Raw genomic sequence first — 24182 nt, forward strand, 5'->3', positions numbered from 1 at the left:
CCCGTACTGCCCTACTCCCTTATTCCCCTGCGAGCGAAGCGAGTACCCATGCCTTACGACCAGAAAAAAATCGTCGAAGCCCTGCGTGCTTTCGAACGCGGCGAGATCGTCGTCGTCATGGATGATGACGGGCGCGAGAACGAGGGCGACCTGATCGTCGCCGCCGTCCACTGCACGCCCGAAAAAATGGCGTTCATCGTTCGCCACACGTCCGGCATCGTCTGCACGCCGATGCCGCGCGAAGAAGCCAAGCGGCTTAACCTTGCGCCGATGGTCGCCGACAACGATTCCGCCCACACCACGGCTTTCACCGTCAGCGTCGATTTCAAGCATGGCACCACCACGGGCATCTCGGCCGAAGATCGCACTTTGACCGTTCGCAATCTTGCCAACGGCAATGTCGGCGGCTCGGATTTCGTCCGGCCCGGCCACATCTTCCCTTTGATTGCGCGCGAAGGCGGCGTGCTGATGCGCTCCGGTCATACCGAAGCAGCGGTCGATCTGTGCAAGCTCGCCGGCCTGCCGCCGGTCGGCGTCATTTCCGAGCTGGTCAATGATGACGGCACCGTCAAGCGCGGCCCGCAGGTGCAGGCTTTCGCCCAGGAGCATGGGCTGAAGCAGGTTTCGGTCGCCGACCTCATTGCCTACCGGCAGCGCAAGGAAACTCTGGTCGAACGCGTCGCGTGCTCGGAAATCGACACGCTCGGCGGCAAGGCACAGGTCTTCACCTACACGCTGCCGTGGGACTCCATGCATCACGTCGCGATAGTCTTCGGCGACATCCGCGACGGCGAGGAGGTCCCGGTGCGTCTGCATTCCGAGGATGTGGTGACCGATGTCTTCGGCACCAGCCACCGGCTCGACGCCATCATGAAGGCGATGGGTGAGCGCAGGCGCGGCGTCATCGTCTATCTCAGAGAAGGCTCCGTCGGCGTTGCGCATCAGGAACGCAAACGGCCGGCCAGCGGCGACCGCGAGGATCACGAAGAGGCTCGCCGCCGCGAAAACGAGTGGCGCGAGATCGGGCTCGGCGCGCAGATCCTCAAGGATCTCGGCATCTCCTCGATCAACCTGATCGCCTCGCGCGAACGCCACTATGTCGGCCTCGAAGGTTTTGGCATCCACATCGCCAAGACCGAGATCCTCTAGGCAGCTAGCGCCCGGCTCGAAACCGGGCGCTATCTGATTATTCCGCGGCAATCGCGGCCGCTTCACATCCGTCCATCTCGCACTCAGTCGTGGCAAGGCTGCGTTGGCCAAGCAGCACCGTGGCCAGCGCGATCGTGCCTGAAGCCACCGACACCCAGAACCCGTTCGGTGCACCGAACGCATCCACCACCGCGCCGGCCGCGAACGAGCCCAGCGCCATGCCGATGCCGATGCCGGTCATGACCCAGGTGATGCCTTCGGTCAGCATCGCTTCCGGCACATGCCGCTCGATCAGGCCGAAGGCCGTGATGAAGGTCGGCGAGATCGCCACACCGCTGATGAACACGGTCAGCGCCAGCAGCGGCACGGTGTCGGCGGCGAGCGGCAACAGCGTGCCGAGCGCGACGAGGGCGACTGCGATGGCGAGCTGGCGTTGCAGCGGCGCCTCGCGCTAGGAAGCCGGCGGCCGCAAAGCCCTTGGCGCCGGGGGCACGAAAGATTTCCGCATAGGGATTTTGCATCGGTTGGTTCCTCGACAAAGGACGATTGGACAATTACATACGGAGCGTATGATTATTAGATAGAGCATACGCCGCGTATGTCAATTAGCATACGAAGCGTATGTGAATAGGTCCAGGACACATGCACAAACCCCGCAAGGAGATGATCGCCGAGACGCGCGCAAAGCTTATTGCGGCGGCCCGTCATGCCTTCGGCACAACAGGCTATGCGGAAGCCTCGATGGATGATTTCACCGCTTCGGCCGGGCTGACGCGCGGTGCGCTCTATCATCATTTCGGCGACAAGAAGGGGCTGTTGCAGGCGGTCATAGCCCAGATTGACGGCGAGATGGCGGCGCGCATCAATGAGGTCGCGTCGAGAGCACCGACCCGCTGGCAACATTTCGTCGACGAGTGCTCGACCTATATCGAGATGGCGCTGGAGCCGGAAATCCAGCGCATCATGTTCCGCGATGGCCCGGCCGTGCTGGGGGATCCAGCGCAATGGCCGAATGCCAGTGCGTGCATCGCTTCAATGACCGACCATCTGACCGCGCTGCAGGAGGAGGGGGTCGTTGTCTCCAGCCTCGACCCCGAGACCGCCTCGCGACTGATCATCGGAGCGAGCAGCCAGGCAGCGCAACGGATCGCCAATTCGAACGACCCCGAAACGACGTCGAAGAAGGTGGTGACGGCGTTCAAGCAACTGCTCGAAGGCCTGCTCAGGAAGCCGGATCCGCAGTCGAATTGAAGTTCTCACCGGAGCTTTCGTGCCGGCAGCTGTTCACGATAGGAATTTTTTCTTGACACCGTGCCCTCAGCTAAGGTATATATTCATCCATGGTGCTGATTTGCGCCAGTGACCCGCCGCACAGGCGGGTTTTTCGTTTGATGCTCCGTCAGCCAACGCGCTGGCGGGCTCCGAACCAACCCGTTACCCCGAATTCGTCGCCCTTTGGCGTCAGGGCCGGCAATTGACAATCGCCGGGTTGAGTCCATCCTCTTCCACCATCTCTGAGGCGGAGATTCGGGGCACATGTGGGATTTTGAGATCGGCCGGTCGGTGTCCATCATGATGCGGACCTGGCCGTTCATCGTTTTTCGCATGATCGTCTATTTCGGCATCACGCTGGCCTACATCATGGCGACCGGCACCGGTGCCTCTGTCGGCTATGGCGTCGGCCATATCTCCACTGATCCCGACGGGCCGCTGTCGTTTGCCCTGTGGGGCGGCGTGGTCGGTTTCGGCGTCGTCTCGATCGCCGTCTACTGGATCCGCGAATACATCCTCTATGTCGTCAAGGCCGGCCACATCGCCGTCATGGTTCATCTGATCGACGGCCGCGACATTCCCGGCGGTCAGGACCAGATCGCCTACGCCAGGGATGTCGTCACCCAGCGTTTTGCCGAAGCCAACATCCTTTTCGTCGTCGACCGACTCGTCAAGGGTGCCATCCATGCCATCACCGGCCTGCTCGGCGGTATCGCCGCCTTCCTGCCGATACCAGGCCTGAGCGGCCTGGTCTCCTTCATCAACACGGTGATCCGCCTGTCGCTGACCTATGTCGACGAGATCATCCTCGGCTACAACATCCGCATCAATTCAGCCTCGCCCTTCGAGACGGCGCGCCAAGGCGTAGTGCTCTATGCTCAGAACGGCAAGGTCATGGTCAAGAACGCCGTCTGGCTGGCGGTCATCATGTGGGGCATGTCGTTCATCATCTTTCTGATGATGCTGGCACCTGCCGGTGCGATTCTGTTCCTGATGCCTGGCCAGCTCGCCGGCTGGGCTTTTGTGCTCGCCATCGTCTTCGCCTGGGCATTCAAGGCGGCGTTCATCGAGCCTTTCGCCATCGCCTGCCTGATGCAGGTCTATTTCAAGACCATCGCGGGCCAGGTGCCCGATCCGGCCTGGGACGCCCGGCTGGCCGAGGCATCGTCGAAGTTCAGGGAGCTCAAGGACAAGGCGCTGGCCTCCTTCGGCGGTTCGCGCTGGGCTACGGCCGGCGCCACACCCTGATCGGCTGGGCGGATGGTGTCTGGTGAGGCAGGAACGGTGTTGAGGCGCGCCACGGTGGATTTGAGCTGTGTCTCGCCTTGCCCGGAAAAGGTCTCGCTCATGATCAGCTCCGGCAGCGGCAGCCGCCGTCCCCAGCCATGCGTTTCAAGGTCCGGTTTGGGAGCGAACTCGGAAACACGGCCGACGCAGAGATAGGCGACCGGCGTTACGTGATCCGGAATGGCCAACAGCCGCTTCAGCGCCTCAGCCTCGATGATGCTCACCCAGCCGACGCCAACGCCCTCGGCACGCGCGGCCAGCCAGAAATTCTGCACCGCGCAGACGGTGCTGTAGAGATCCATCTCCGGATTGTGCCAACGTCCCAGCGGCGAACCCTTCGAGCGCTGCCGGTCGCAGGTGATGCAGATGTTGAGCGCGCTCTCGCAGATGCCTTCCAGCTTGAGCTTGCGGTACAGCGCCTGTTTTTCCGCCTCGATAGCCGGCAGTTCCTGTTCTCGCGCGGCCAGGAACAGGTCGCGCACCTCCGCCCGTCGTTTGACATCGCGAATGACAATGAAATTCCATGGCTGCATGAAGCCGACCGATGGCGCGTGATGGGCGGCAAGCAGCAGCCGTGCCAGCACGTCGTCATCGATCGCGGTGGGCAGGAAATGGCTGCGCACGTCACGCCGCGTGAACATGGCGCGGTAGACCGCATCGCGCGCATTCTGGTCAAATCCATCGTCAATGGCAGCGGTCATGTGTTCCGGCATCGCTTGTCCCCTTGCGATTGCAGATTCAAAACTGACAGAGCGTACTTTGTGCGTCCAAGTAGACGCACGTCGCTCTGATGCCATCCGCCTGACCACGCGGATGACAATGCCTGCCAGGCCGGTCTTCTGGCTCGGGATCAACCCGCGTCCGGTGCCTTCCCGTCATCGACAGTGGCATTTACCGGCGCGGTCCCCCTCACAGCGTTGGGCACGCCACGGAATTCAACCGTGTTCCCGATTCTCCCGCTTGCGGCGGGCACCAGGCAGTACCAGGGACCTTACGCCGAAGCGCCCGCGGGGCCAATGCCTGCGGCGACGCGAATGGACGCAGTCGCGATTTTCCCCAGTCATCGGCCGCCCGTGCATGGCCTTTGTCGATCCGGGTCACTAGATTAGGACGATGACCACCCGTCTCTACACCCATCCGATCTTCCTCGAGCATCTCACGCCGCCCGGACATCCCGAGCGGCCCGACCGCTTACGCGCCATCGAGCGCGTGCTCGACGACGAAGCCTTTGCCGGGCTCGATCGTATTCAGGCGCCGGAAGGCGACGAGGCCACCATCCTCTACGCGCATCCCGCCGATTTCGTCGCCCGCGTTCGCGCCGCCATCCCCGACGAGGGGATTGCCCGCATCGATGCCGACACCACTGCCAGCCCGAAGAGCTGGCAAGCGGCGATCACCGCGATCGGCGCCGCCAACGCCGCCGTCGATGATGTCTTTTCGGGCCGCGCCGACAACGTCTTCGTCGCCGCCCGGCCGCCCGGCCATCATGCCGAAAAGACCACGGCGATGGGCTTTTGCCTGTTCAACACGGCGGCGATCGCGGCGCGTTATGCGCAGAAGAAACACGGTGTCGAGCGCGTTGCCGTCGTCGACTGGGACGTGCATCACGGCAATGGCACGCAGGATATTTTCTGGGACGATCCGTCGGTGCTCTATTGCTCGACACACCAGATGCCGCTTTATCCCGGCACCGGAGCGAAGACCGAAACGGGCGCCGGCAACATCGTCAACGCACCGCTGGCGCCGCAGACCGGCAGCGAAGTGTTTCGCGATGCCTTCCTGTCGCGCGTCCTGCCCGCGCTCGACAATTTCGCGCCCGACCTGATCATCATTTCGGCGGGGTTCGACGCGCACCACCGCGATCCGCTGGCCGAGATCAATCTGACCGAGGATGATTTCGACTGGGCGACCGGCCAGCTGATGCAGCGCGCGGCACGCCACAGCGGCAACCGGCTCGTCAGCCTGCTCGAGGGCGGCTACGATCTGCAGGGATTGGCATTTTCGGTCGCCGCCCATGTCGGGCGACTGATGAAAGGATGAATGATGGCCGATGAGACCAACGAAGACGTCAAGGCGATGAGCTTCGAGCAGGCACTCGATGCGCTGGAGAAGATCGTCGATGATCTGGAGCGTGGCGACGTGCCGCTCGACCAGTCGATCAGGATCTATGAACGTGGCGAGGCGCTGAAGGCGCATTGCGACCGGCTGCTGAAGGCCGCCGAGGACAAGGTCGAGAAGATCAGGCTGTCGCGCGACGGCAAGCCGGTCGGAACGGAGCCACTCGACGCGGATTGAGGCCCGGTCCGAACGATGGCCTCGCCTCACCAGTTTTTGGACAGGATCATGATCGAGGATATAACTCGTTCCGCTTGAAACAGCTCAAGGACAAGAGGAGATACGGAAGCGATGTGCAGAAACATCAAGACCCTGTTCAATTTTGATCCGCCGGCAACCAATGACGAGGTGCGCGACGCGGCTCTTCAGTTCGTCCGCAAGCTGAGCGGAACGACGCGGCCCTCGAAGCAGAACCAGCACGCCTTCGACCATGCCGTCGAAGCCATCGCCGCCTCGGCGCGCGAACTGCTCGATTCCCTGGAAACCCACCAGCATCCGCGTAATCGCGAAGAGGTGGCGGCCAAGCTGCGGGCAAAGGCGGCGATCCGCTTTGCCTGATGCGGCCAGGCGGCCTTCGACCACCGACAAGGAGAGTCCATGAGCTTCTTCCCCGGGAAAGACCCTGAGGCAGGCGATGCCTTCGCCAGCGATCAGATCGAATTGATGGTCATACCCAACGCCAAGGATATCGGCGGTTTTCAGGTGCGCCGTGCCCTGCCGACGGCAAAAAGGCGGCTGGTGGGGCCGTTCATCTTCTTCGACCGCATGGGTCCCGCGATCCTGCGCGCCGGTCAGGCACTGGATGTCCGTCCGCATCCGCATATCGGCCTGTCGACGGTCACCTATCTGTTCGACGGCAAGATCCGGCACCGCGATTCACTCGGCACCGAAATGGTCATTCAGCCCGGCGACGTGAATTTGATGACCGCCGGCCGCGGCATCGTCCATTCGGAGCGTACGCCGGAGGAACTGCGTGGCGCGCCGATGTCGGTATCCGGCCTGCAGACATGGCTGGCTCTGCCGGACGACAAGGAAGAGGTGGCTCCGGTTTTCGAGAATACCGCAGCGCTTCGGCTTCCCGAGATCGAAGCCGAAGGCGTCAACGGGCGCCTCATCATCGGCGATTTCCAGGGACTGCGGTCCCCGGTCAGGGCCGACACGGAGACGCTCTACGCCGACCTGCGCCTGGCGCCCGGCGCCAGCGTGAAAATCCCTGCTGATGCGGAAGAACGCGCCATCTATACGCTGGAAGGCGAGGTCTCAATTTCGGGTGATGTATTCCCAGCCGAACGGCTGCTGGTGTTCCGTCCCGGTGACGAGATCGTCGTGTCGTCGCAGACCGGGGCGCATTTCATGCTGTTCGGCGGCGCCTCTCTTGGTTCGAAGCGTTACATCTGGTGGAATTTCGTCTCGTCGTCCAAGGAGCGCATCGAACAGGCGAAAGAGGAATGGAAGACGGGCCGCTTCGACATCGTTCCCGGAGACGAGGAAGAGTTTATTCCGCTGCCGGAAAGCTGATGCCCTGTCACCCAAAAGTGGCAGAACGAAATGCATAGACAAAAGACTAGGGCCTGATCCGCGTCACTGACACACATTTACTTTCGCCGGCCGGCGGCCTATTCGCCCATCAACCGAAAGCCCGAGCACCGTGAACGCAACGCCGCATACGCCGCTTCTCGACAAGGTCCGCATCCCGGCCGACCTGCGCACGCTTGCCGAAAGTGAACTGCCGCAATTGGCGTCCGAGCTTCGCGCCGAGCTGGTCGACGCCGTGTCCCGCACGGGTGGTCATCTGGGCGCAGGGCTTGGCGTGGTCGAGCTGACAGTGGCGCTGCACTATGTCTTCAACACCCCCGACGACCGGCTGATCTGGGATGTCGGCCACCAGGCCTATCCGCACAAGATCCTGACCGGCCGCCGCGACCGTATCCGCACGCTGCGCCAGGAAAGCGGTCTGTCCGGCTTCACCCGCCGCGCCGAGAGCGAGTACGATCCCTTTGGCGCCGCCCACTCCTCGACGTCGATATCGGCCGGCCTCGGCATGGCCGCCGCCCGCGATCTCTCCGGCGGCCGCAACAACGTCATTGCCGTCATCGGCGACGGCGCCATGTCTGCCGGCATGGCCTATGAGGCGATGAACAATGCCGGCGCGCTCGATGCACGGCTGATCGTCATTCTCAACGACAACGACATGTCGATCGCGCCGCCGACCGGCGCGATGAGCGCCTATCTGGCGCGGCTGGCCTCCGGCAAGGCCTATATCGGCCTGCGCGATTTCGGCAAGAAACTGACGTCCTATCTCGGCAAGCGCGCGGATCGTGCGATCACAAGGGCAGTCGAGCATGCACGCGGCTACGTCACCGGCGGCACGCTGTTCGAGGAACTCGGCTTCTATCACATCGGCCCGATAGACGGCCACAATCTGGAGCATCTGATCCCGGTCCTGAAAAACGTCCGCGACAATGGCGAAGGCCCGGTGCTCATCCATGTCGTCACCCAGAAGGGCAAGGGCTATGCGCCGGCCGAAGCCGCTGCCGACAAATATCACGGCGTCAACAAGTTCGACGTCATCACCGGCGCGCAGGCCAAGGCGCCAGCCAACGCACCGGCCTACACCAAGGTGTTCGCCGAAAGCCTGGTCCAGGAGGGCCGCGAGGACGACCGTATCGTCGCCGTCACCGCAGCCATGCCGAGCGGTACCGGCCTCGATTTGTTCGGTGAAGCGTTCCCGTCGCGCACCTTCGATGTCGGCATCGCCGAACAGCATGCGGTGACCTTCGCGGCGGGCCTTGCCACCGAAGGCTACAAGCCGTTCGCGGCCATCTATTCCACCTTCCTGCAGCGCGCCTACGACCAGGTCGTCCACGACGTCGCCATCCAGAAATTGCCGGTGCGCTTTCCCATTGACCGGGCCGGCTTCGTCGGCGCCGATGGCGCCACCCATTGCGGCGCCTTCGACACCACCTTCCTGGCGACACTGCCGGGTTTCGTCGTCATGGCGGCCGCCGACGAGGCGGAGCTGCGTCACATGGTACGCACTGCGGCGAGCTATGATGAGGGTCCGATCGCCTTCCGCTATCCGCGTGGCAACGGCGTCGGCGTCGACATGCCGGAGCGCGGCTCGGTTCTCGAAATCGGCAAGGGCCGCGTCGTCAAGGAGGGCACCAAGGTTGCATTGCTGTCCTTCGGCACGCGGCTGCAGGATTGCCTGATCGCCGCCGAGGAGCTAGGGGCTGCCGGGCTGTCCACCACTGTCGCCGACGCCCGTTTCGCCAAGCCGCTCGACCAGGATCTGATCCGACGGCTGGCCCGCTCGCATGAGGTGCTGGTGACGGTGGAGGAGGGCGCCGTCGGCGGCTTCGCCAGCCACGTGCTGCAGTTCCTTGCCCATGAGGGCCTGCTGGAAAGCGGCCTGAAGGTGCGTCCGCTGGTGCTGCCCGACGCGTTCACCGACCACGCCAAGCCGGAAAAGATGTATGCCGATGCCGGGCTCGATGCCGCCGGCATCGTGCGCACCGTGTTCGTGGCACTCGGGCACACAGTCCACGCCCAGCGCGCCTGAATCAAAGTCTCAATGACTTGAATCGGTTTGCCGGCCAACGATCTTAACGCGTTGTTTACGCTGACGTTTGGCGCTTTGCTTACCGTGTCTGTTGGCCGTTTTTCAATGGCGCCCTGCTAGATCGTGATCAGGCAGGGAGACAACAACAATGAAAACGCTTCTGTGCGGTGCAGCGCTTTGCGCCGTCATCGTCGCGCCGGCCACAGCCGAAACGCGCTATGATCGCAGCCTCGAAAAGGCGGCGATGGACATCATCGCTGGCAAGATGGGCGACATCCGCGGCGGCTTTTCATTCAAGCAGGTGCCGCAATTGGTGGTTCTGCCGGCGCCTGTTCCCGCGCCTGCGGTTGCCATCGAGCCTGCACGCGAGCAAGCTTCGGGAGGGCGTGAGGATGGGTTGTCTCCAGCCGTCGAGCGTCCGGTTCCCCGAAGCGTATTCTGAGCTGGAGAGCAGCAAGCCTTGATCGGGATTGCCCGATCGTTTCATCGTGCTTGCCGCTGTGCGGGTGATCTAAGAAGGCGCTGGCAATGCTACTCCGCCGCCACCAACTCCGCTTGTTGCGCCGGTTTCTCGGGGCGCCAGGATTGCGCCGCATGGCGGGCGCGGTCTGCCAGGGCGGCTAGGCGTCCGCGCAGGTTTCGTCCACCCACCACTGACGACAAGGTCACCGAATGCGTCGCAAAGCGGCGCTTGAAATCCTCGCCGCCGCAGAGAAAATCGATCGTGGTCAAGCCCCGGTCAAACGACCACTGGATGTAATCCATCATCAAGACCATGCCCGGCGAGGCCCGTTCGAAGGCCGGATCATAGGTGGTGACGAAAGCCATCATCGTTCCATGCTGCTCGAAATTGATCGAGATGGCGATGATCTCGTCTTCGCGTTCGAGCACGAAGATGCGCAGCAATCCAAGCTTGGCCAGAACGGATATGAGTGCCGCCAGCGCGGGGGAACCTTCGTCGAAGAGGTCCGAAACGCGGCCGTGTTTTGCAAGCCATACCCGCTTCAGTGTCGCGACGCGCTCCAGCACCGGCTCGCGGGCTTCGTGCGCATCCATCAGGCGGAAACGCAGCGCGCCGCCTTCCTCCATGAATTTGTAGCCACGGCGATAGTTTTGCCGGGTTTTCTTCGACTGGCTTTCAAACCATTGGGCGCCGCGTTGCCCGGCGCCGGAAACTCGATAGCTGACCTCGCTGCGGTGGCTTGGCTGCAAGATATTGTCTTGGCCTGGGGCGGCGGGACCGAGCAGGGTCCGAAATCGGGCATCGGGCAACAGACGATTGAGGTAGGCAAGATCGAAGCCGCCATCGTCGAGGATATGTTGCCAGAGTTGCGGCAGGATCTGTGGCTCGGCATCGGGAGCAAGCAGGACATCGCCATAGTCGCAGTGATCCTTCGCCGCCCACTCCAGCATACGGATGCCCGAGCGCCAGAAGGTCGCGAGCGCAATGACGGCCTCGAGACGCTCGCCGCTCCAGACCAGGCCGATCCTGAGACCGCGACGGTCCTGATGCGGTGTGGTGTGCCACCAGGCCGAGATCCAGTCGGGATGCTGGAAAACGAGGCCGCCGGCGCGTTGCCAGAGCGCTGCCCAGGCGGGTGCGATTTCTGCCAGCCGCGCTGGCGAGGTTGCAATTTCGATCCGGTGCGTTCGCGGCATCCGGAACACGGCGGGTCCGTTCATGGCTTGCCCCCTTGCGGCGATTGCTGTGGCTCGGGCTTGTCGGTGCGGAAATGTCTGGCGATCTGCCGCCACATCCGCTTCAGCGGCAGAACATAGAGGCCTGCGAGCGACTGGTAGTCGCGCACGTTGCGTTCGATCAAACCGAACTTGAAGTCCTCGTCGGGTCTCGGGACGCACAGAGTTCCGAAGAGCCGATCCCAGAACGAGAAGAGCAGCCCGAAGTTCTTGTCGTAGTGGCGCGGGTCGGTGCTGTGGTGCAACTGATGCCAGTGCGGGCACAGGATCAGATTGTTCAACGGTCCAAACGAGATCTTGAAATGCGTGTGCCTGACGAAATCCATCATCAGGATGTTGCGTATGATGTAGACGTTGACGCCGAAGACCGTCAGCTCGACGAGGTTCAGCGACACCAGCGACCAGATGCCGAAGCAGATGCCGGGAATGACGCCGTCCCAGGCCCGGTTCATCAATTCGTCGAGCGGGTGGACGCGATCCTTGGTGATGCCGACCATCACCTCGGCCGAATGGTGCACCTTGTGCAGTTCCCAGAGCACCGGATAGCGGTGCTGGGCGACGTGATAGAGATAGTACGAGATGTCGTAGGCAAGCAGCATGGTGATGGTGAAGATCGTCACCGTCACCGGCCCTGCCGGCCCTTCGATCAGGGGCGGCTGGATTGCCAGCAGCGTGGAGAGCAACCAGTTCGTCGCATAGCCGACGGCGCTGACGAAGACGACGCCGGCGGGCAGCATGAGGAATGGCATCAGCGCCTTCCGCGTCACCCAGAACAAAAGGTCGGCTTTCGCCGAAGGGTGCGTGATGACCTCATGCGGGACTGCGAACTCGAAGAACTCTTTCCAGCTCTTTTTCTCGACCGTGCGCCAGTAGGCGACCAGGGCGCTGACCAAAGCAGTCAGCAACAGAAGTCCGGTCGCCAGCAGGCCGGCGCCGGAAATCCGATCAAGAACCCTGTAGACGATATCGCTGGCCATTTCCAAGGTTGCCGCCTCTCCATCCGGGTTTTCCGGTCGTCGCGGTCATAACATTGAAGTCCTCAAGCAAATGCGATGAAAATTGGTTAAGAAATCATGAGGCTTTCTAGGTTTTTGGTATTTATCCGCAGGCGGCGAGACCTCATGCTACGGCGGTCATCTGTCTCAACGGGCGTAACGCATGGATATTCATAAAGATGGTCGACGGGACGGAATGCCTCACCATCGTCGCGGTCCAAGATGCTGGGCGTGATGACGGGAACGTGAGACGAGATGCTTCCGGCCGGCGCTCTTGCCATCGTCGTCGGCTTTCGCCATGAAGGCCGATGAATTCGCCTCTGCCAGCCAGCGCACGCCAGCGGCTCGACGACCTGCTCGTCCAGCGCGGGCTGTTTGCCAGCCGCTCACGTGCCCGCGACGCGGTCGAGCGCGGCACGGTGACCGTCGACGGCGTCATTGCGCGCAAGCCCGGCCAGAGCGTTTTGCCGCAATGCCTTGTTACCATCGATGATCCGGCGCAAGGCTATGTGTCGCGCGCGGCACTCAAGCTGATCGGTGGGCTCGATCATTTCGGCCTCGACCCTGCCGGCTGTGAAGCGCTCGACATCGGCGCCTCGACCGGCGGCTTCACCCAGGTGTTGCTCGAGCGCGGCGTGGCCCATGTCACCGCGGTCGATGTCGGTCATGGCCAGATGCATCCTGATATCGGCGGCGACCCGCGTGTGACGGTGATCGAAGGACTGAACGCCCGCGACCTCGCCCTCGCCGATCTCAGCGGGCGTATTCCGGATTTCATCGTGTCCGACGTCAGCTTCATCTCGCTGAAACTGGCGCTGCCGCCGGCGCTTGGTCTGGCGAAGGCTGGCGCCAAGGCCATGTTTCTGGTCAAGCCGCAATTCGAGGCGGGCCGTGATGCGATCGGCAAGGGTGGTCTGTTGAAAGACCCCTACGACGCCTCTCGTGTCGCCGGCCTGCTGCAGGATTGGCTGGACTCCGTTCCCGGTTGGCGCTCGCTGGGGCTGCATTTGTCGCCGATCGAGGGCGGCGACGGCAATCGCGAATTCCTGCTCGGTGGGATCAAGGACCGATGAGCGCGCGCTTCAGCATCAGGAAACTTGGCGCTCAGGGCGACGGTGTCGCCGAGACCGAGACAGGGGATCTGTTCATTCCTTTCACACTGCCCGGTGAAACGGTCACCGCCGCGCGCGAAAGGGATCGCGCCATGCTGATGGCGGTGCTGGAATCATCGCCGCTGCGCATCGATCCCGCCTGCCGCCATTTCACCGAATGCGGCGGTTGCGCGCTCCAGCATTTCGAAGCCGAAGCCTATCGCCAGTGGAAACGCGAAAAGGTGGCGCACATCCTGAAGGGCAAAGGCATCGATTGCGAGATCGGTGACCTGGTCGCCTGCGCGCCGCAGACGCGCCGCCGTGTCGTGCTTGCCGCCCGCCGCACCGATACAGGCATGCTGCTCGGCTTCCATCGCCATCTGTCGCCAGAGATCATCGCCATATCGGAATGCCCGATCTCGCTGCCGGAGATCGTCGCTTCGCTCGATCGGTTGAAGGCGCTCGCCGAATTGGTCTGCGCAACCACCAAATCGTTCCGGCTGGCGGTCACCGTGACCGGTTCGGGGCTCGATGTCGCGGTCTATGAGTCAGGCAAACTGGGCGAAAACCAGCGTCGGGTCGCCTCCAACTTCGCCATGGCCCAGGGATTTGCCCGGCTTTCGATCGACGACGAGATCATCATCGAACCCAAAAAGCCGGTAGTCATGTTCGGCGGCGTAGCCGTTGCCATTCCGCCAGGCGCCTTCCTGCAGGCAACCGAGGCCGCGGAACAGGCGATGGCCGATATCGTCGGCGGACATCTGAAGCGCGCCAAGAAGGTGGCGGATCTTTTCGCGGGTTGCGGCAGCTTTGCCTTGCGGCTGGCAATGAAATCGGAAGTCCATGCGGTGGAGGGGGATGCGGCGGCTCTTTCTGCGCTCGACCGGGGATCGCGCTTCGCGACCGGGCTGAAGCGGGTGACGGGCGAACGCCGCGACCTGTTCCGCAGGCCGCTCACCTTCAAGGAATTGAATGCCTTCGACGGCGTGGTGTTCGACCCGCCGCGGGCAGGCGCCGAGGATCAGTCGAAGCAGATCGCCCGCTCGGATGTTCCGTTCGTTGCTGCCGTGTCTTGCAATCCAGTGACGCTGGCGCGCGACCTGCGCATCCTCATCGACGGCGGTTACACCTTGAAAAGCGTGACGCCGATCGACCAGTTCCTGTGGTCGCCGCATGTCGAGGCGGTCGCGCTGCTGGAGAAGCCGAAGAAGAGGCGGTAGATCATTCGCTGGTTTGGCGAAGCCGTGCTTCCGCGAGCACGCCCGTTTCTATTTCTCTCAATGTTTTCGACTTGCCTCTGTTGGGCAGCGACCCGAACACATCCTCGGGTCGCGTTGGGGGAAAGACCGGAGCAGGCCGTGTGAGCTGATCGGCGGTTGAACTGGAGGCAACGGATTTTTCTCCAGTGGCCATCGCATCAGACCCGCGTGCCGCCGACCGTCATCTGATTCATGCGCAGATGCGGCTGGCCGACGCCGACGGGCACGCCCTGTCCGGCCTTGCCGCACATGCCGATGCCGGTGTCGAGCTTCATGTCGTTGCCGATCATCGACACGCGGTGCATGGCGTCCGGGCCGTTGCCTATCAGCATCGCGCCCTTGATCGGCTGCGTCACCTTGCCGTTCTCGATCATGTAGGCCTCGGTGCAGCCGAACACGAATTTGCCAGAGGTGATGTCGACCTGGCCGCCACCGAAGGAGACAGCATAGATGCCGTTCTTGACCGAGGCGATGATTTCGTCCGGCTCCATGTCGCCTGATGTCATGTAGGTGTTGGTCATGCGCGGCATCGGCTGGTGGGCGTAGCCTTCGCGACGGCCGTTGCCGGTTGCCTTCATGCCCATCAGCCGGGCGTTCTGGCGATCCTGCATGTAGCCGACCAGCTTGCCGTCTTCGATCAGCACATTGCGGGCCGAAGGCGTGCCTTCGTCGTCGACGGTCAGCGAGCCGCGCCGCTCGGGCATCGTGCCGTCGTCGACCACCGTGACCCCCTTGGCGGCGACCTGCTGGCCCAGCAGGCCGGCGAAGGCCGAGGTCTTCTTGCGGTTGAAATCGCCTTCCAGCCCATGGCCTACGGCCTCGTGCAGCATGACGCCCGGCCAGCCGCTGGACAAGACGATGTCGAAAGTGCCGGCCGGGGCCGGTATGGCCTCGAGATTGACCAGAGCTTGCCTGAGCGCCTCCTTGGCGGCGTGCTTCCAGCTGTCCTCGACCAGGAATTCGCCAAACGCCTTGCGGCCGCCCATGCCGTAGGAGCCGCTCTCCTGGCGGTCGCCATCGCCGACCACGACGGAGACGTTGATGCGGACCAGCGGGCGGATGTCGCGCACCATTTGGCCATCAGCGCGCACGATCTCGACATGCTGCCAGGATGCGGCGAGCGATGCCGAAACCTGCCGCACGCGCGGATCCTCGGCGCGCAGCCAGGCGTCGATTTCCTGCAAGAGCTTTGCCTTGGCCTCGAAGGAAGGCGAGGGGATCGGGTTCTCTTCGCCATAGAGATGGCGGTTGGTGCGGGCGGGTGCCGCGGCAAGCGTGCCGGAATAACCGCCCTTGACGGTTGAAACGGCATCGGCCGCGCGCAGCAGCGAAGCTTCGGAGAGGTCGCTGGAATGCGCATAGCCGCTGGCTTCGCCGGCAACCGCACGCAGGCCAAAACCCTGGTCGGTGTTGAAGTTGGCGGTCTTCAGCCGGCCGTTGTCGAACATCAGCGCTTCGCTCTCGCTGTATTCGAGGAACAGCTCGCCGTCATCGGCGCCGTTGATGGTCTCAGCGACGATCTGCTTGATGCGATCGTCTGAAATGTCGAATTGGCCGATCAGGCTGTTCATGGCGCGTCCGTTCACAGGAGGAATGGGTCTTTGCCACGATGTAGGCGCGAAGGTGCGCCGAGACAATCGTTCTGCCGCATTGTGAAGACAAAAGCGGTTTGCCAGCAGCCGGCCGATGTCACTTCTGGTTGATGAAGTCGGTGATGTCGCCGGGCTGTCAGGGGAGCGCGGCGAAGCCGTCGGCAAAACCCTTGAGGTCGACCGGGATGCCGATGCCTTCTTCCGGGGTCTGGAAGACGATGAAGGTGGCCGACGTGCCGGTCTTCAGCGTGTCGAGAAGCGGCTTTTCGAGAATGACCTCGGCATAGCAGCCGTCCTGGAAGCAGCGCACGAAATAGGCGCGGCCGATATCCTTGCCGTCGACATTGAGGCCGAGCCCGTTGGGCAAAAGCACGCCGAGCGGCGCCAGCACGCGCAGGATCTCCGCCTTGTTGTCAGCGGTGCGCAGCACCACGACCGACAGTCCCATCTCGGGACGGTCCTCGGCGACGACGTTCTGCATCATCACGCATTGTTCCGAGGTGGCGCCGGCCGGTGTGTCGCAGATGATCGACCATGCGCCATGCGTCGAGCGCACGGTGCCGCTCGGCTGCGCGGCGTTGGCCGTGCCGGACACGATCGCGGACAAGCCGATGCCAGACAGGGCGGCGAGAAAGATGACCTTCGCCCAGTTTCTCGAAAACCGAGAGTTTCTCGAAAGCCAGTAATTCATGACGGCTCCATTGCGAATCACGGCACTTTAAGCCGCGCCAAAGCCAAGTAAAGGACGAGACCGCACCAGGTCTGCCCCGAAAAAGCCAATAGGGCGCTTTTCCCTGCCAATTTCGCCCGAATTGCGACGTTCGGCACGTGCGGCCCGCGGGAATGCTGCTGCGGGCTCACTGTAGGCGATTCGGTGCTGCCGCGGCTGCCGCCAAAGGCACATCCGGGCTTGCGCGCAAAAATGCCGCACGGTTTCGTCCGCTCCTTTCTTGCGGAGGGAAAAAGAGTATGGTTTGAACCAGCTTGAAACTGTCGGGATTCCCGTCCCGGCATTGTTCGTTATTCTCGTGGGTACCGCAGCGAGGAACTGGGAGACGATGAGGGCGATGAGAAATTTCCTGGCAAACGCCAAGGTTCCAGCAAGTGCCAAGTTTCTAAGTGCTTGTGCCGCTATCACGTTTTTCGCCGGCGCATCCGCCCATGCCGACCAGCCCAAGAACTGGGAGACAACCTTCCAGGCGCCGGCGACCGACATGATGCGGCAGATCGAGTGGTTCGGGAACTACACCATGTGGTTCATCGTCCCGATCACCATCCTGGTGCTGCTTCTGCTCGCCTATTGCATCGTCAGATTCCGTGCGAGCGCGAACCCGGTTCCGTCCAAGACCAGCCACAACACGCTGATCGAGGTGATCTGGACTGTCGGTCCGGTCGTCATCCTGCTTTGCCTGGCTATTCCCTCGTTCCAGTTGCTGACCGCGCAATATACGCCGCCGGAAGAAGCAAAGCTGACCGTCAAGGCGACCGGCAACCAGTGGAACTGGGACTACGAGTACCAGACCGAAAACACGCTCTCCTTCAACTCCGCGATCCTCCAGGACACCGACCGCGCCGGCGCCGGCAAGGAGGACCGCAAGGTTTATCCGCGCCTGCTGGCCGTCGACAATGAACTGGTGGTGCCGGTCAACACCATGACCCGAGTGCTCGTGACCGCGACCGACGTGATCCACTCCTTTGCCATGCCGTCGTTCGGCATCAAGATCGATGCCATTCCGGGCCGCACCAACGAGACCTGGTTCAAGGCGGAGAAGGAAGGTATTTTTTACGGCCAGTGCTCGCAGCTCTGCGGCAAGGACCATGCCTTCATGCCGATCGCCATTCGCGTCGTCTCCGACGCGCAGTTCAAGACCTGGCTGGCGGCAGCCAAGACCGATCTGCCCGGCGCCAACAAGACGCTGATGGCCGAGGTCGACGGCCAGAACAAGGTAGCGGCCGCCGGCAACTGATGCCGCGGGTTAGCAAGATTTAGGGAACGGAGCGGAACATGGCAGACGCTGCAGCTCACGACGGGCATGACCACAAGCCTTATCACGGCTGGGTCCGCTGGGTTTATTCGACCAATCACAAGGACATCGGCACGCTCTACCTGATCTTCGCGATCATGGCCGGCATCATCGGCGGTGCCTTGTCGGTCGCCATCCGCATGGAGCTGCAGGAGCCTGGCATCCAGATCTTCAGCGGCCTGGCGCAGATGGTCTATGGCATGAACGGTGACGCCGCGATCGACGGCGGCAAGAGCATGTACAATGCCTTCGCCACCGCGCACGCCCTGATCATGATCTTCTTCATGGTCATGCCGGCGCTGATCGGCGGTTTCGCCAACTGGATGGTTCCGATCATGATCGGCGCGCCCGACATGGCGTTCCCGCGCATGAACAACATCTCCTTCTGGCTGTTGCCGCCGGCCTTCATCCTGCTTCTCACCTCGATGTTCGTGCCGAGCGCGCCGGGCGCCTTTGGCGTCGGTGGCGGCTGGACGCTCTATCCGCCGCTTTCGACCTCGGGCCAGCCCGGGCCGGCCATGGATCTGGCGATCCTGTCGATCCACATTGCCGGTGCGTCGTCGATCCTCGGCGCCATCAACTTCATCACCACCATCTTCAACATGCGCGCGCCTGGCATGACGCTGCACAAGATGCCGCTGTTTGCCTGGTCGGTGCTGATCACCGCCTTCCTGCTCCTGCTGTCGTTGCCGGTTCTGGCCGGTGGCATCACCATGCTGCTTACCGACCGCAATTTCGGCACCACCTTCTTTGCGCCCGACGGCGGCGGCGACCCGATCCTCTTCCAGCACCTGTTCTGGTTCTTCGGTCACCCTGAAGTGTACATCCTGATCCTGCCGGGCTTCGGCATCATCAGTCACGTCATCTCGACCTTCTCGAGGAAGCCGGTGTTCGGCTATCTCGGCATGGCCTATGCCATGGTGGCGATCGGCGCCGTCGGCTTCATCGTGTGGGCGCACCACATGTACACGACCGGCCTGTCGCTCGACACGCAGCGCTATTTCGTCTTCGCCACCATGGTCATCGCGGTGCCGACAGGCGTGAAGATTTTCTCCTGGATCGCGACGATGTGGGGCGGGTCGATTTCGTTCAAGACGCCGATGCTGTGGGCGCTGGGCTTCATCTTCCTGTTCACCATCGGCGGCGTCACCGGCGTCCAGCTGGCCAATGCCGGCCTCGACCGCTCGCTGCATGACACCTATTTCGTCATTGCCCACTTCCACTACGTGCTGTCACTGGGCGCGGTGTTCGCCATCTTCGCCGGCTGGTACTACTGGTTCCCGAAGATGACCGGCTACATGTATTCGCCCGTCATCGCCAACACCCACTTCTGGGTCACCTTCGTCGGCGTGAACCTGATCTTCTTCCCGCAGCACTTCCTCGGTCTCGCCGGCATGCCGCGCCGCACCATCGACTACCCCGATGCGTTTGCCGGCTGGAATTATGTGTCGTCCATCGGCTCGTATATCTCGGCCATCGGCGTCCTGATCTTCCTCTATGGCGTGTTCGAGGCCTTCCAGAAGAAGCGGATCGCCGGCGCCAACCCATGGGGCGAGGGCGCAACGACGCTCGAATGGCAGCTGCCTTCGCCGCCGCCCTTCCACCAGTGGGAACAGCTGCCGAAAATCAAGTAAGGCGGCTGCCCGCTCGAATACGAAACCGCCGGTCCGCCGGCGGTTTTGGCCAACGGATGATGGACTTAAGTACGCATGGCCCTTGTCGACGACCCATTGATTGACGAAGCGGGCTTTCGCATGTCGGAAGCGACGGCGGGCGATTTCTTCGCGCTGCTGAAGCCGCGCGTCATGTCGCTGGTGGTGTTCACCGCCTTTGTCGGCCTTGTCGCCGCACCCGTGACCATCAACCCTCTGCTGGCGGTGATCGCCATCCTGGCTATTGCAATAGGTGCTGGTGCCTCCGGCGCGCTCAACATGTGGTACGATGCCGACATCGATGCCGTGATGACCAGGACCGCCACCCGCCCGGTCCCGGCCGGTCGCATCCAGCCGCACGAAGCGCTGACCTTCGGGCTGGTGCTGTCGGTGCTGTCGGTGATGACGCTCGGCGTACTGGTCAACTGGCTGGCGGCGACGCTGCTTGCCTTCACCATCTTTTTCTACGCCGTCGTCTACACGATGTGGCTGAAGCGCTGGACGCCGCAGAACATCGTCATCGGCGGCGCCGCCGGCGCCATTCCGCCTGTGATCGGCTGGGCCGCGGTGACCGGGACAGTCAGCCTCGAAAGCATTGTCCTGTTCCTGATCATCTTCCTGTGGACGCCGCCGCATTTCTGGGCGCTGGCGCTGTTCAAGTCCGAGGACTATGCCAAGGCCGGCATTCCGATGATGCCCAACGTCGCCGGCCACGCTTCGACCCGCCGCCAGATCTTCGCCTATGCGCTGGTGCTGGCCCCGGTCGGCGTGCTGCCGTGGCTGCTTGGCTACACCACGCCGTTCTATGGCGTGGCCGCCCTGCTTCTGGGAGTCGGTTTTGTCTGGTACGCGTGGAAAGTGCTTGGCATGGCCGACGATGACGGCGTCATGAAACCGGCCAAGGCCCTGTTCGCCTATTCGCTGCTTTACCTCTTCGCCATCTTCGCTGCCTATCTGGCCGACAGCGTTGTCGAACGCGCGCTTGCCATGGGTGGAGCATGACCATGATCGAGGAAAAGCTCGAGACCGTCACGTTGACCGAGCGTCAGAAGAAGGCGCAGCGCAGCCGTTCTATCGCCATCGGTGTGGCGCTGGCGCTGCTGGTGGTCATTTTCTACATCGCGACGATCGTGAAGTTCGGCCACAATCTGGGCACGATGTGATGAGCGTCGAGACCTCAAAAAAAACGGCTGGCAAGAACGGCAACGTCATCGTCGCGGCTGTCTGCCTCGCCTTTTTCACCGGCATGATCGGCATGGCCTATGCCGCGGTGCCGCTTTACAAAATGTTTTGCCAGGCCACCGGCTATGGCGGCACGACGCAACGTGCCGAGAAGCAGTATGCCGGCCGCGTGCTCGACCGCGAGATCACTGTCCGCTTCGATGCCAACATCGCTGGCGTGCCGTGGGAGTTCCAGCCGGTCCAGCGCTCGATGACGATGAAGATCGGCGAGACCGTGCAGGCGCACTATCAGGCGACCAACAAGTTCGATCGTCCCGTGACCGGCCGCGCTACCTTCAACGTGCAGCCTGAACTGGCAGGTCCCTATTTCAACAAGGTCGAGTGCTTCTGCTTCACCGACACGACGCTGAAGCCCGGGGAGACGCTGGACATGCCGGTGCTGTTCTACGTGGACCCCGACATCGTCAATGTGCCGGAGCTCAAGGACGTGAAGACGATCACTCTGTCCTACACGATGTTCCCGGTCGAGAAGACCAAGCCGGTCGCCTCCTCGGAGCCGGCCGAGGGCAACAGCAAGACAATTTCGAATACCGAAGCAAATCTCGGGGGTTGATATGGCAGACGCGCACGCAAAACCACAGCATGACTATCATCTCGTCGACCCGAGCCCGTGGCCTTTCCTGGGATCGGTAGGCGCACTTGTCACCGCCTTTGGCGGCGTCTGCCTGATGGAGTACCTGAAGGGCGGCTCGTTCCCGATCTTCGGCTTCAACATCGCCAATCCATGGCTGTTCTTCATCGGCCTCGTGATCATCCTCTACACCATGTTCGCCTGGTGGTCGGACACCATTAAGGAAGCGCATGAGGGCCATCACACGCGTGTCGTGTCGCTGCATCTGCGCTACGGCATGATCATGTTCATCGCCTCTGAGGTGATGTTCTTCGTTGCCTGGTTCTGGGCCTATTTCGATGCCAGCCTGTTTCCGAGCGAAGCCCAGCAATATGCCCGCACCGCGTTTACCGGCGGTGTCTGGCCGCCGAAGGGCATGGAAGTTCTCGATCCTTTCCATTTGCCGCTCTACAACACCGTCATCCTGCTGCTGTCCGGCACCACGGTGACCTGGGCGCACCATTCGCTCATCCATGGCGATCGCAAAGGCCTGATCAATGGCCTGGTGCTGACTGTTGGCCTCGGCATGCTGTTCACCATGGTGCAGGCCTACGAGTACATGCATGCTCCGTTCGCCTTCAAGGATTCCATCTATGGCGCCACCTTTTTCATGGCGACCGGCTTCCACGGTTTCCACGTCATCATCGGCACCATCTTCCTGTTGGTCTGCCTGATCCGGGCGATGAAGGGTGATTTCACCCCCAAGCAGCATTTCGGCTTCGAGGCGGCCGCCTGGTACTGGCACTTCGTCGACGTGGTCTGGCTTTTCCTGTTCGCCTCGATCTACGTCTGGGGATCGGTCGGCGCGGTGATCGAGGGCCACTGATCCTGGCCTGAGGAATTTCCGTTTCGAGAAGGCGGCCGCGGCAACGTGGCCGCCTTCTTCTTTTTGGCGCAATGATCGCTGATCGATAGCCAATGCGGCTGACAATTTTCCGGGCCATTTGCGCATTGATGATCGCGGCACTCCCGGCCTTTGCCGGCGAGAAGGTGGATTTGGTGCGTGTCCACAAAGCCGAACGCCGGCTGGAACTGATCGGCGACGGCAAGATCCTGCGCAGCTACGGCATCGCACTCGGCGGCGATCCTGTCGGGCATAAGCACCAGGAGGGCGATCAACGCACGCCCGAGGGGAACTATGTCCTCGACTGGCGCAACCCGAACAGCATCGCGCACAGATCGATCCATATTTCGTACCCCAACACCGACGATCTGGCGGCCGCCAAGGCGCGCAATGTCGACGCGGGCGGCATGATCATGATCCACGGCCAGCCAAACGGTTATGGCTGGTGGGGCTGGCTGCTTCAATTGGTCGACTGGACCGACGGCTGCATTGCGGTTACGGACTCCGATATGGACGAAATCTGGGCGATGGTGGCCGATGGCACACCGATCGAGATCGAGCGGTAGGCAATGAGCGACGACGCTCCCATGAGTGAAGACAGGGCGATCTGGCCGCCGATCGATCCGATCTCGGCCGGCCTGCATGGCCGCTGCCCGCGTTGCGGCGAGGGGCGGTTGTTCTCCGGCTTCCTCACCGTCGGCAAGCGATGCGTCAATTGCGGCCTCGATTATTCCTACGCTGATGCCGGCGACGGGCCGGCGGTGTTCGTGATCCTGATCATCGGCTTTATCATCGTCGGCCTGGCGCTCTGGGTAGAAGTCACGCTCAGCCCGCCGCTCTGGCTGCATCTGCTGGTCTGGATTCCGTTGGCTATCGTGCTGTGCTTGACGACGCTGCGGCTGATCAAGGGCGTGCTGCTGACGCTGCAATACCGCAACAAAGCGGCCGAGGGCCGGCTGGATCGCGGCGAATGAGCGAGGCTTCCGTTAAAACTGACGGTCGTTCGCGACCGCGATCGGCATTGCTGCTCGGCCTTGGCCTTATGCTGTTCCTGATCCTGCTGGTGCTCGGCACCTGGCAAGTGCAGCGCCTGTATTGGAAGGAAGGCCTTCTGCAGACCATCGACCAGCGTACCCATTCGGCGCCCTTGCCGTTGGTTGCGGTCGAGAAAGAGTTCGCCGCCACCGGGGATGTCGACTATACGCCGGTTACCGTCACCGGCACGTTCCTGCATCAAGGCGAACGCCATTTCTACGCAACCTGGGAAGGTGACGCCGGCTTCAATGTCTACACGCCGCTGGCGCTCGACGACGGCCGCTTCGTCCTGATCAATCGCGGCTTCGTGCCTTACGATCTGAAGGACGCCGCCAAGCGCGCCAAGGGACAGGTGACTGGCAGAGTGACCGTGACCGGGCTGGCCCGCAACCCGCTGCCGGCGAAGCCGTCGATGATGCTGCCCGACAACGACGTGGCGAAGAACATCTTCTACTGGAAGGACCGCGACGTGATGGCTGCGAGCGCCGGTCTGCCGGCGGGCGCCGCGCTGGTGCCGATCTTCATCGACGCAGACAAGACGCCAAACCCGGGCGGCTTGCCGGTTGGCGGCGTCACCATCATCGACCTCCCGAACAGCCATCTGCAATATGCGATGACTTGGTACGGGCTTGCCGCGGCGCTCGCAGCCGTGCTCATCCTGCGGCTTCGCCGTCCCGCGAAAGACGAATGAACGCGGCTGATGCCCTTGACAGGGCAGGGGTGCGCACCTCATTTCGGCTTTGATCAACCGGCCC

The 24182-nt window shown here is 62.5% G+C and carries 24 protein-coding genes, 2 pseudogenes and 1 riboswitch; of the genes and pseudogenes, 20 read left to right on the forward strand and 6 right to left on the reverse strand.

Annotation, left to right across the window (positions count from 1 at the left end; translation table 11 throughout):
• The first annotated feature begins 48 nt into the window (after positions 1–48).
• Positions 49–1149, forward strand: a complete 1101-nt coding sequence (ribB, locus tag NKH95_RS03475) for a 3,4-dihydroxy-2-butanone-4-phosphate synthase (RefSeq protein ID WP_023808630.1) — start codon at positions 49–51, stop codon at positions 1147–1149.
• Between the two features lie 37 nt (positions 1150–1186).
• Here ribB and NKH95_RS03480 read toward each other — a convergent pair.
• Positions 1187–1591 (reverse strand): annotated as a pseudogene (locus NKH95_RS03480) (MFS transporter); the annotation flags it as partial.
• 200 nt (positions 1592–1791) lie between these two features.
• On the opposite strand from NKH95_RS03480, the gene NKH95_RS03485 reads away from it, so the two are divergent.
• Both NKH95_RS03485 and NKH95_RS03490 read left to right on the forward strand, forming a co-directional pair.
• On the forward strand, positions 1792–2400 hold the full coding sequence (locus tag NKH95_RS03485; protein ID WP_023808628.1) for a TetR/AcrR family transcriptional regulator: 609 nt from the start codon (positions 1792–1794) through the stop codon (positions 2398–2400).
• 285 nt (positions 2401–2685) lie between these two features.
• Positions 2686–3669 (forward strand): hypothetical protein, encoded by a 984-nt coding sequence (locus NKH95_RS03490; RefSeq protein ID WP_352891086.1) that lies wholly within the window; start codon positions 2686–2688, stop codon positions 3667–3669.
• Between the two features lie 122 nt (positions 3670–3791).
• Here NKH95_RS03490 and bluB read toward each other — a convergent pair.
• Positions 3792–4505, reverse strand: a pseudogene (gene bluB / locus NKH95_RS03495) (5,6-dimethylbenzimidazole synthase); the annotation flags it as partial.
• Positions 4506–4520: 15 nt separating this feature from the next.
• Positions 4521–4700: riboswitch (cobalamin riboswitch) on the reverse strand.
• Positions 4701–4821: 121 nt separating this feature from the next.
• On the opposite strand from bluB, the gene NKH95_RS03500 reads away from it, so the two are divergent.
• The 6 genes from NKH95_RS03500 to NKH95_RS03525 all read left to right on the forward strand — a co-directional run bounded on the left by NKH95_RS03500 (position 4822) and on the right by NKH95_RS03525 (position 9827).
• Complete coding sequence (locus NKH95_RS03500; RefSeq protein WP_127290880.1) at positions 4822–5748, forward strand: histone deacetylase family protein; 927 nt, start codon at positions 4822–4824, stop codon at positions 5746–5748.
• Positions 5749–5751: 3 nt separating this feature from the next.
• The gene (locus NKH95_RS03505) at positions 5752–6003 is read left to right on the forward strand and encodes an exodeoxyribonuclease VII small subunit (protein ID WP_023808624.1); all 252 of its coding nucleotides are present in this window, start codon (positions 5752–5754) and stop codon (positions 6001–6003) included.
• A gap of 111 nt (positions 6004–6114) precedes the next feature.
• Positions 6115–6381 (forward strand): DUF2277 domain-containing protein, encoded by a 267-nt coding sequence (locus NKH95_RS03510; protein WP_027035955.1) that lies wholly within the window; start codon positions 6115–6117, stop codon positions 6379–6381.
• 39 nt (positions 6382–6420) lie between these two features.
• Positions 6421–7341 carry a pirin family protein gene (locus NKH95_RS03515; protein WP_352550848.1) on the forward strand — a complete coding sequence of 307 codons (921 nt, stop codon included), beginning with the start codon at positions 6421–6423 and terminating at the stop codon, positions 7339–7341.
• A gap of 130 nt (positions 7342–7471) precedes the next feature.
• Complete coding sequence (gene dxs, locus NKH95_RS03520; protein ID WP_352891087.1) at positions 7472–9385, forward strand: 1-deoxy-D-xylulose-5-phosphate synthase; 1914 nt, start codon at positions 7472–7474, stop codon at positions 9383–9385.
• A 148-nt stretch (positions 9386–9533) separates the two neighbouring features.
• The gene (locus NKH95_RS03525; protein ID WP_352891088.1) at positions 9534–9827 is read left to right on the forward strand and encodes a hypothetical protein; all 294 of its coding nucleotides are present in this window, start codon (positions 9534–9536) and stop codon (positions 9825–9827) included.
• Between the two features lie 89 nt (positions 9828–9916).
• Here the strand turns inward: NKH95_RS03525 and NKH95_RS03530 are convergent, their stop codons facing one another.
• Entirely contained in the window at positions 9917–11068 is a 1152-nt protein-coding gene (locus tag NKH95_RS03530) for a GNAT family N-acetyltransferase (RefSeq protein WP_352891089.1), read from the reverse strand.
• Positions 11065–12060, reverse strand: coding sequence for a sterol desaturase family protein (locus NKH95_RS03535; protein ID WP_352868411.1), 996 nt, complete (start codon positions 12058–12060; stop codon positions 11065–11067). The genes NKH95_RS03530 and NKH95_RS03535 overlap by 4 nt, the downstream gene beginning before the upstream one ends.
• A 326-nt stretch (positions 12061–12386) precedes the next feature.
• Here NKH95_RS03535 and NKH95_RS03540 point away from each other — a divergent pair, with 326 nt between their 5' ends.
• The gene (locus NKH95_RS03540) at positions 12387–13151 is read left to right on the forward strand and encodes a TlyA family RNA methyltransferase (RefSeq protein WP_352439982.1); all 765 of its coding nucleotides are present in this window, start codon (positions 12387–12389) and stop codon (positions 13149–13151) included.
• Complete coding sequence (locus NKH95_RS03545; RefSeq protein ID WP_352609448.1) at positions 13148–14389, forward strand: class I SAM-dependent RNA methyltransferase; 1242 nt, start codon at positions 13148–13150, stop codon at positions 14387–14389. Before NKH95_RS03540 ends, NKH95_RS03545 begins: the two co-directional genes overlap by 4 nt.
• A gap of 197 nt (positions 14390–14586) precedes the next feature.
• Here NKH95_RS03545 and tldD read toward each other — a convergent pair whose 3' ends face one another.
• Both tldD and NKH95_RS03555 read right to left on the reverse strand, forming a co-directional pair.
• Positions 14587–15999, reverse strand: a complete 1413-nt coding sequence (gene tldD, locus NKH95_RS03550) for a metalloprotease TldD (RefSeq protein ID WP_127811002.1) — start codon at positions 15997–15999, stop codon at positions 14587–14589.
• 157 nt (positions 16000–16156) lie between these two features.
• Entirely contained in the window at positions 16157–16711 is a 555-nt protein-coding gene (locus tag NKH95_RS03555; protein WP_023808613.1) for an invasion associated locus B family protein, read from the reverse strand.
• Positions 16712–17087: 376 nt separating this feature from the next.
• Here NKH95_RS03555 and coxB point away from each other — a divergent pair, with 376 nt between their 5' ends.
• From coxB to NKH95_RS03600, 9 genes are all read left to right on the forward strand, one after another.
• Positions 17088–17987 carry a cytochrome c oxidase subunit II gene (gene coxB / locus NKH95_RS03560; RefSeq protein WP_128302491.1) on the forward strand — a complete coding sequence of 300 codons (900 nt, stop codon included), beginning with the start codon at positions 17088–17090 and terminating at the stop codon, positions 17985–17987.
• A gap of 38 nt (positions 17988–18025) precedes the next feature.
• On the forward strand, positions 18026–19678 hold the full coding sequence (gene ctaD, locus NKH95_RS03565; protein WP_023808611.1) for a cytochrome c oxidase subunit I: 1653 nt from the start codon (positions 18026–18028) through the stop codon (positions 19676–19678).
• A gap of 75 nt (positions 19679–19753) precedes the next feature.
• A complete protein-coding gene (locus tag NKH95_RS03570; RefSeq protein WP_023808610.1) occupies positions 19754–20698 on the forward strand; it encodes a heme o synthase in 945 nt (314 codons plus the stop codon).
• Positions 20695–20859 carry a cytochrome c oxidase system small membrane protein gene (locus NKH95_RS03575; protein WP_024503613.1) on the forward strand — a complete coding sequence of 55 codons (165 nt, stop codon included), beginning with the start codon at positions 20695–20697 and terminating at the stop codon, positions 20857–20859. The genes NKH95_RS03570 and NKH95_RS03575 overlap by 4 nt, the downstream gene beginning before the upstream one ends.
• Positions 20859–21491, forward strand: a complete 633-nt coding sequence (locus NKH95_RS03580; protein ID WP_023808609.1) for a cytochrome c oxidase assembly protein — start codon at positions 20859–20861, stop codon at positions 21489–21491. Before NKH95_RS03575 ends, NKH95_RS03580 begins: the two co-directional genes overlap by 1 nt.
• 1 nt (position 21492) lies before the next feature.
• Positions 21493–22374: a cytochrome c oxidase subunit 3 gene (locus NKH95_RS03585; RefSeq protein ID WP_023808608.1), complete on the forward strand. Its 882-nt coding sequence runs from the start codon at positions 21493–21495 to the stop codon at positions 22372–22374.
• A gap of 92 nt (positions 22375–22466) precedes the next feature.
• Complete coding sequence (locus NKH95_RS03590; protein ID WP_352609450.1) at positions 22467–22958, forward strand: L,D-transpeptidase family protein; 492 nt, start codon at positions 22467–22469, stop codon at positions 22956–22958.
• A 21-nt stretch (positions 22959–22979) separates the two neighbouring features.
• A complete protein-coding gene (locus NKH95_RS03595; protein WP_352609452.1) occupies positions 22980–23366 on the forward strand; it encodes a DUF983 domain-containing protein in 387 nt (128 codons plus the stop codon).
• Positions 23363–24118, forward strand: coding sequence for an SURF1 family protein (locus tag NKH95_RS03600; protein ID WP_023808605.1), 756 nt, complete (start codon positions 23363–23365; stop codon positions 24116–24118). The genes NKH95_RS03595 and NKH95_RS03600 overlap by 4 nt, the downstream gene beginning before the upstream one ends.
• Positions 24119–24182 lie beyond the last annotated feature (64 nt).

The organism is Mesorhizobium sp. M0848, assembly GCF_040319805.1.
GTDB lineage: Bacteria > Pseudomonadota > Alphaproteobacteria > Rhizobiales > Rhizobiaceae > Mesorhizobium.

Excerpts from the sequence above, each read along its gene's own strand:
- NKH95_RS03510 (WP_027035955.1), top strand. The coding sequence starts at position 6,115 with ATGTGCAGAAACATCAAGACCCTGTTCAATTTTGATCCGCCGGCAACC.
- NKH95_RS03515 (WP_352550848.1), top strand. The coding sequence starts at position 6,421 with ATGAGCTTCTTCCCCGGGAAAGACCCTGAGGCAGGCGATGCCTTCGCC.
- NKH95_RS03585 (WP_023808608.1), top strand. The coding sequence starts at position 21,493 with ATGGCAGACGCGCACGCAAAACCACAGCATGACTATCATCTCGTCGAC.
- ctaD (WP_023808611.1), top strand. The coding sequence starts at position 18,026 with ATGGCAGACGCTGCAGCTCACGACGGGCATGACCACAAGCCTTATCAC.
- NKH95_RS03525 (WP_352891088.1), top strand. The coding sequence starts at position 9,534 with ATGAAAACGCTTCTGTGCGGTGCAGCGCTTTGCGCCGTCATCGTCGCG.
- NKH95_RS03600 (WP_023808605.1), top strand. The coding sequence starts at position 23,363 with ATGAGCGAGGCTTCCGTTAAAACTGACGGTCGTTCGCGACCGCGATCG.
- ribB (WP_023808630.1), top strand. The coding sequence starts at position 49 with ATGCCTTACGACCAGAAAAAAATCGTCGAAGCCCTGCGTGCTTTCGAA.
- tldD (WP_127811002.1), bottom strand. The coding sequence starts at position 15,999 with ATGAACAGCCTGATCGGCCAATTCGACATTTCAGACGATCGCATCAAG.
- NKH95_RS03540 (WP_352439982.1), top strand. The coding sequence starts at position 12,387 with ATGAATTCGCCTCTGCCAGCCAGCGCACGCCAGCGGCTCGACGACCTG.
- coxB (WP_128302491.1), top strand. The coding sequence starts at position 17,088 with ATGAGAAATTTCCTGGCAAACGCCAAGGTTCCAGCAAGTGCCAAGTTT.
- NKH95_RS03575 (WP_024503613.1), top strand. The coding sequence starts at position 20,695 with ATGACCATGATCGAGGAAAAGCTCGAGACCGTCACGTTGACCGAGCGT.
- NKH95_RS03490 (WP_352891086.1), top strand. The coding sequence starts at position 2,686 with ATGTGGGATTTTGAGATCGGCCGGTCGGTGTCCATCATGATGCGGACC.
- NKH95_RS03485 (WP_023808628.1), top strand. The coding sequence starts at position 1,792 with ATGCACAAACCCCGCAAGGAGATGATCGCCGAGACGCGCGCAAAGCTT.
- NKH95_RS03580 (WP_023808609.1), top strand. The coding sequence starts at position 20,859 with ATGAGCGTCGAGACCTCAAAAAAAACGGCTGGCAAGAACGGCAACGTC.
- NKH95_RS03500 (WP_127290880.1), top strand. The coding sequence starts at position 4,822 with ATGACCACCCGTCTCTACACCCATCCGATCTTCCTCGAGCATCTCACG.
- NKH95_RS03535 (WP_352868411.1), bottom strand. The coding sequence starts at position 12,060 with ATGGCCAGCGATATCGTCTACAGGGTTCTTGATCGGATTTCCGGCGCC.
- NKH95_RS03570 (WP_023808610.1), top strand. The coding sequence starts at position 19,754 with ATGGCCCTTGTCGACGACCCATTGATTGACGAAGCGGGCTTTCGCATG.
- NKH95_RS03590 (WP_352609450.1), top strand. The coding sequence starts at position 22,467 with ATGCGGCTGACAATTTTCCGGGCCATTTGCGCATTGATGATCGCGGCA.
- NKH95_RS03595 (WP_352609452.1), top strand. The coding sequence starts at position 22,980 with ATGAGTGAAGACAGGGCGATCTGGCCGCCGATCGATCCGATCTCGGCC.
- NKH95_RS03545 (WP_352609448.1), top strand. The coding sequence starts at position 13,148 with ATGAGCGCGCGCTTCAGCATCAGGAAACTTGGCGCTCAGGGCGACGGT.
- NKH95_RS03530 (WP_352891089.1), bottom strand. The coding sequence starts at position 11,068 with ATGAACGGACCCGCCGTGTTCCGGATGCCGCGAACGCACCGGATCGAA.
- NKH95_RS03555 (WP_023808613.1), bottom strand. The coding sequence starts at position 16,711 with ATGAATTACTGGCTTTCGAGAAACTCTCGGTTTTCGAGAAACTGGGCG.
- NKH95_RS03505 (WP_023808624.1), top strand. The coding sequence starts at position 5,752 with ATGGCCGATGAGACCAACGAAGACGTCAAGGCGATGAGCTTCGAGCAG.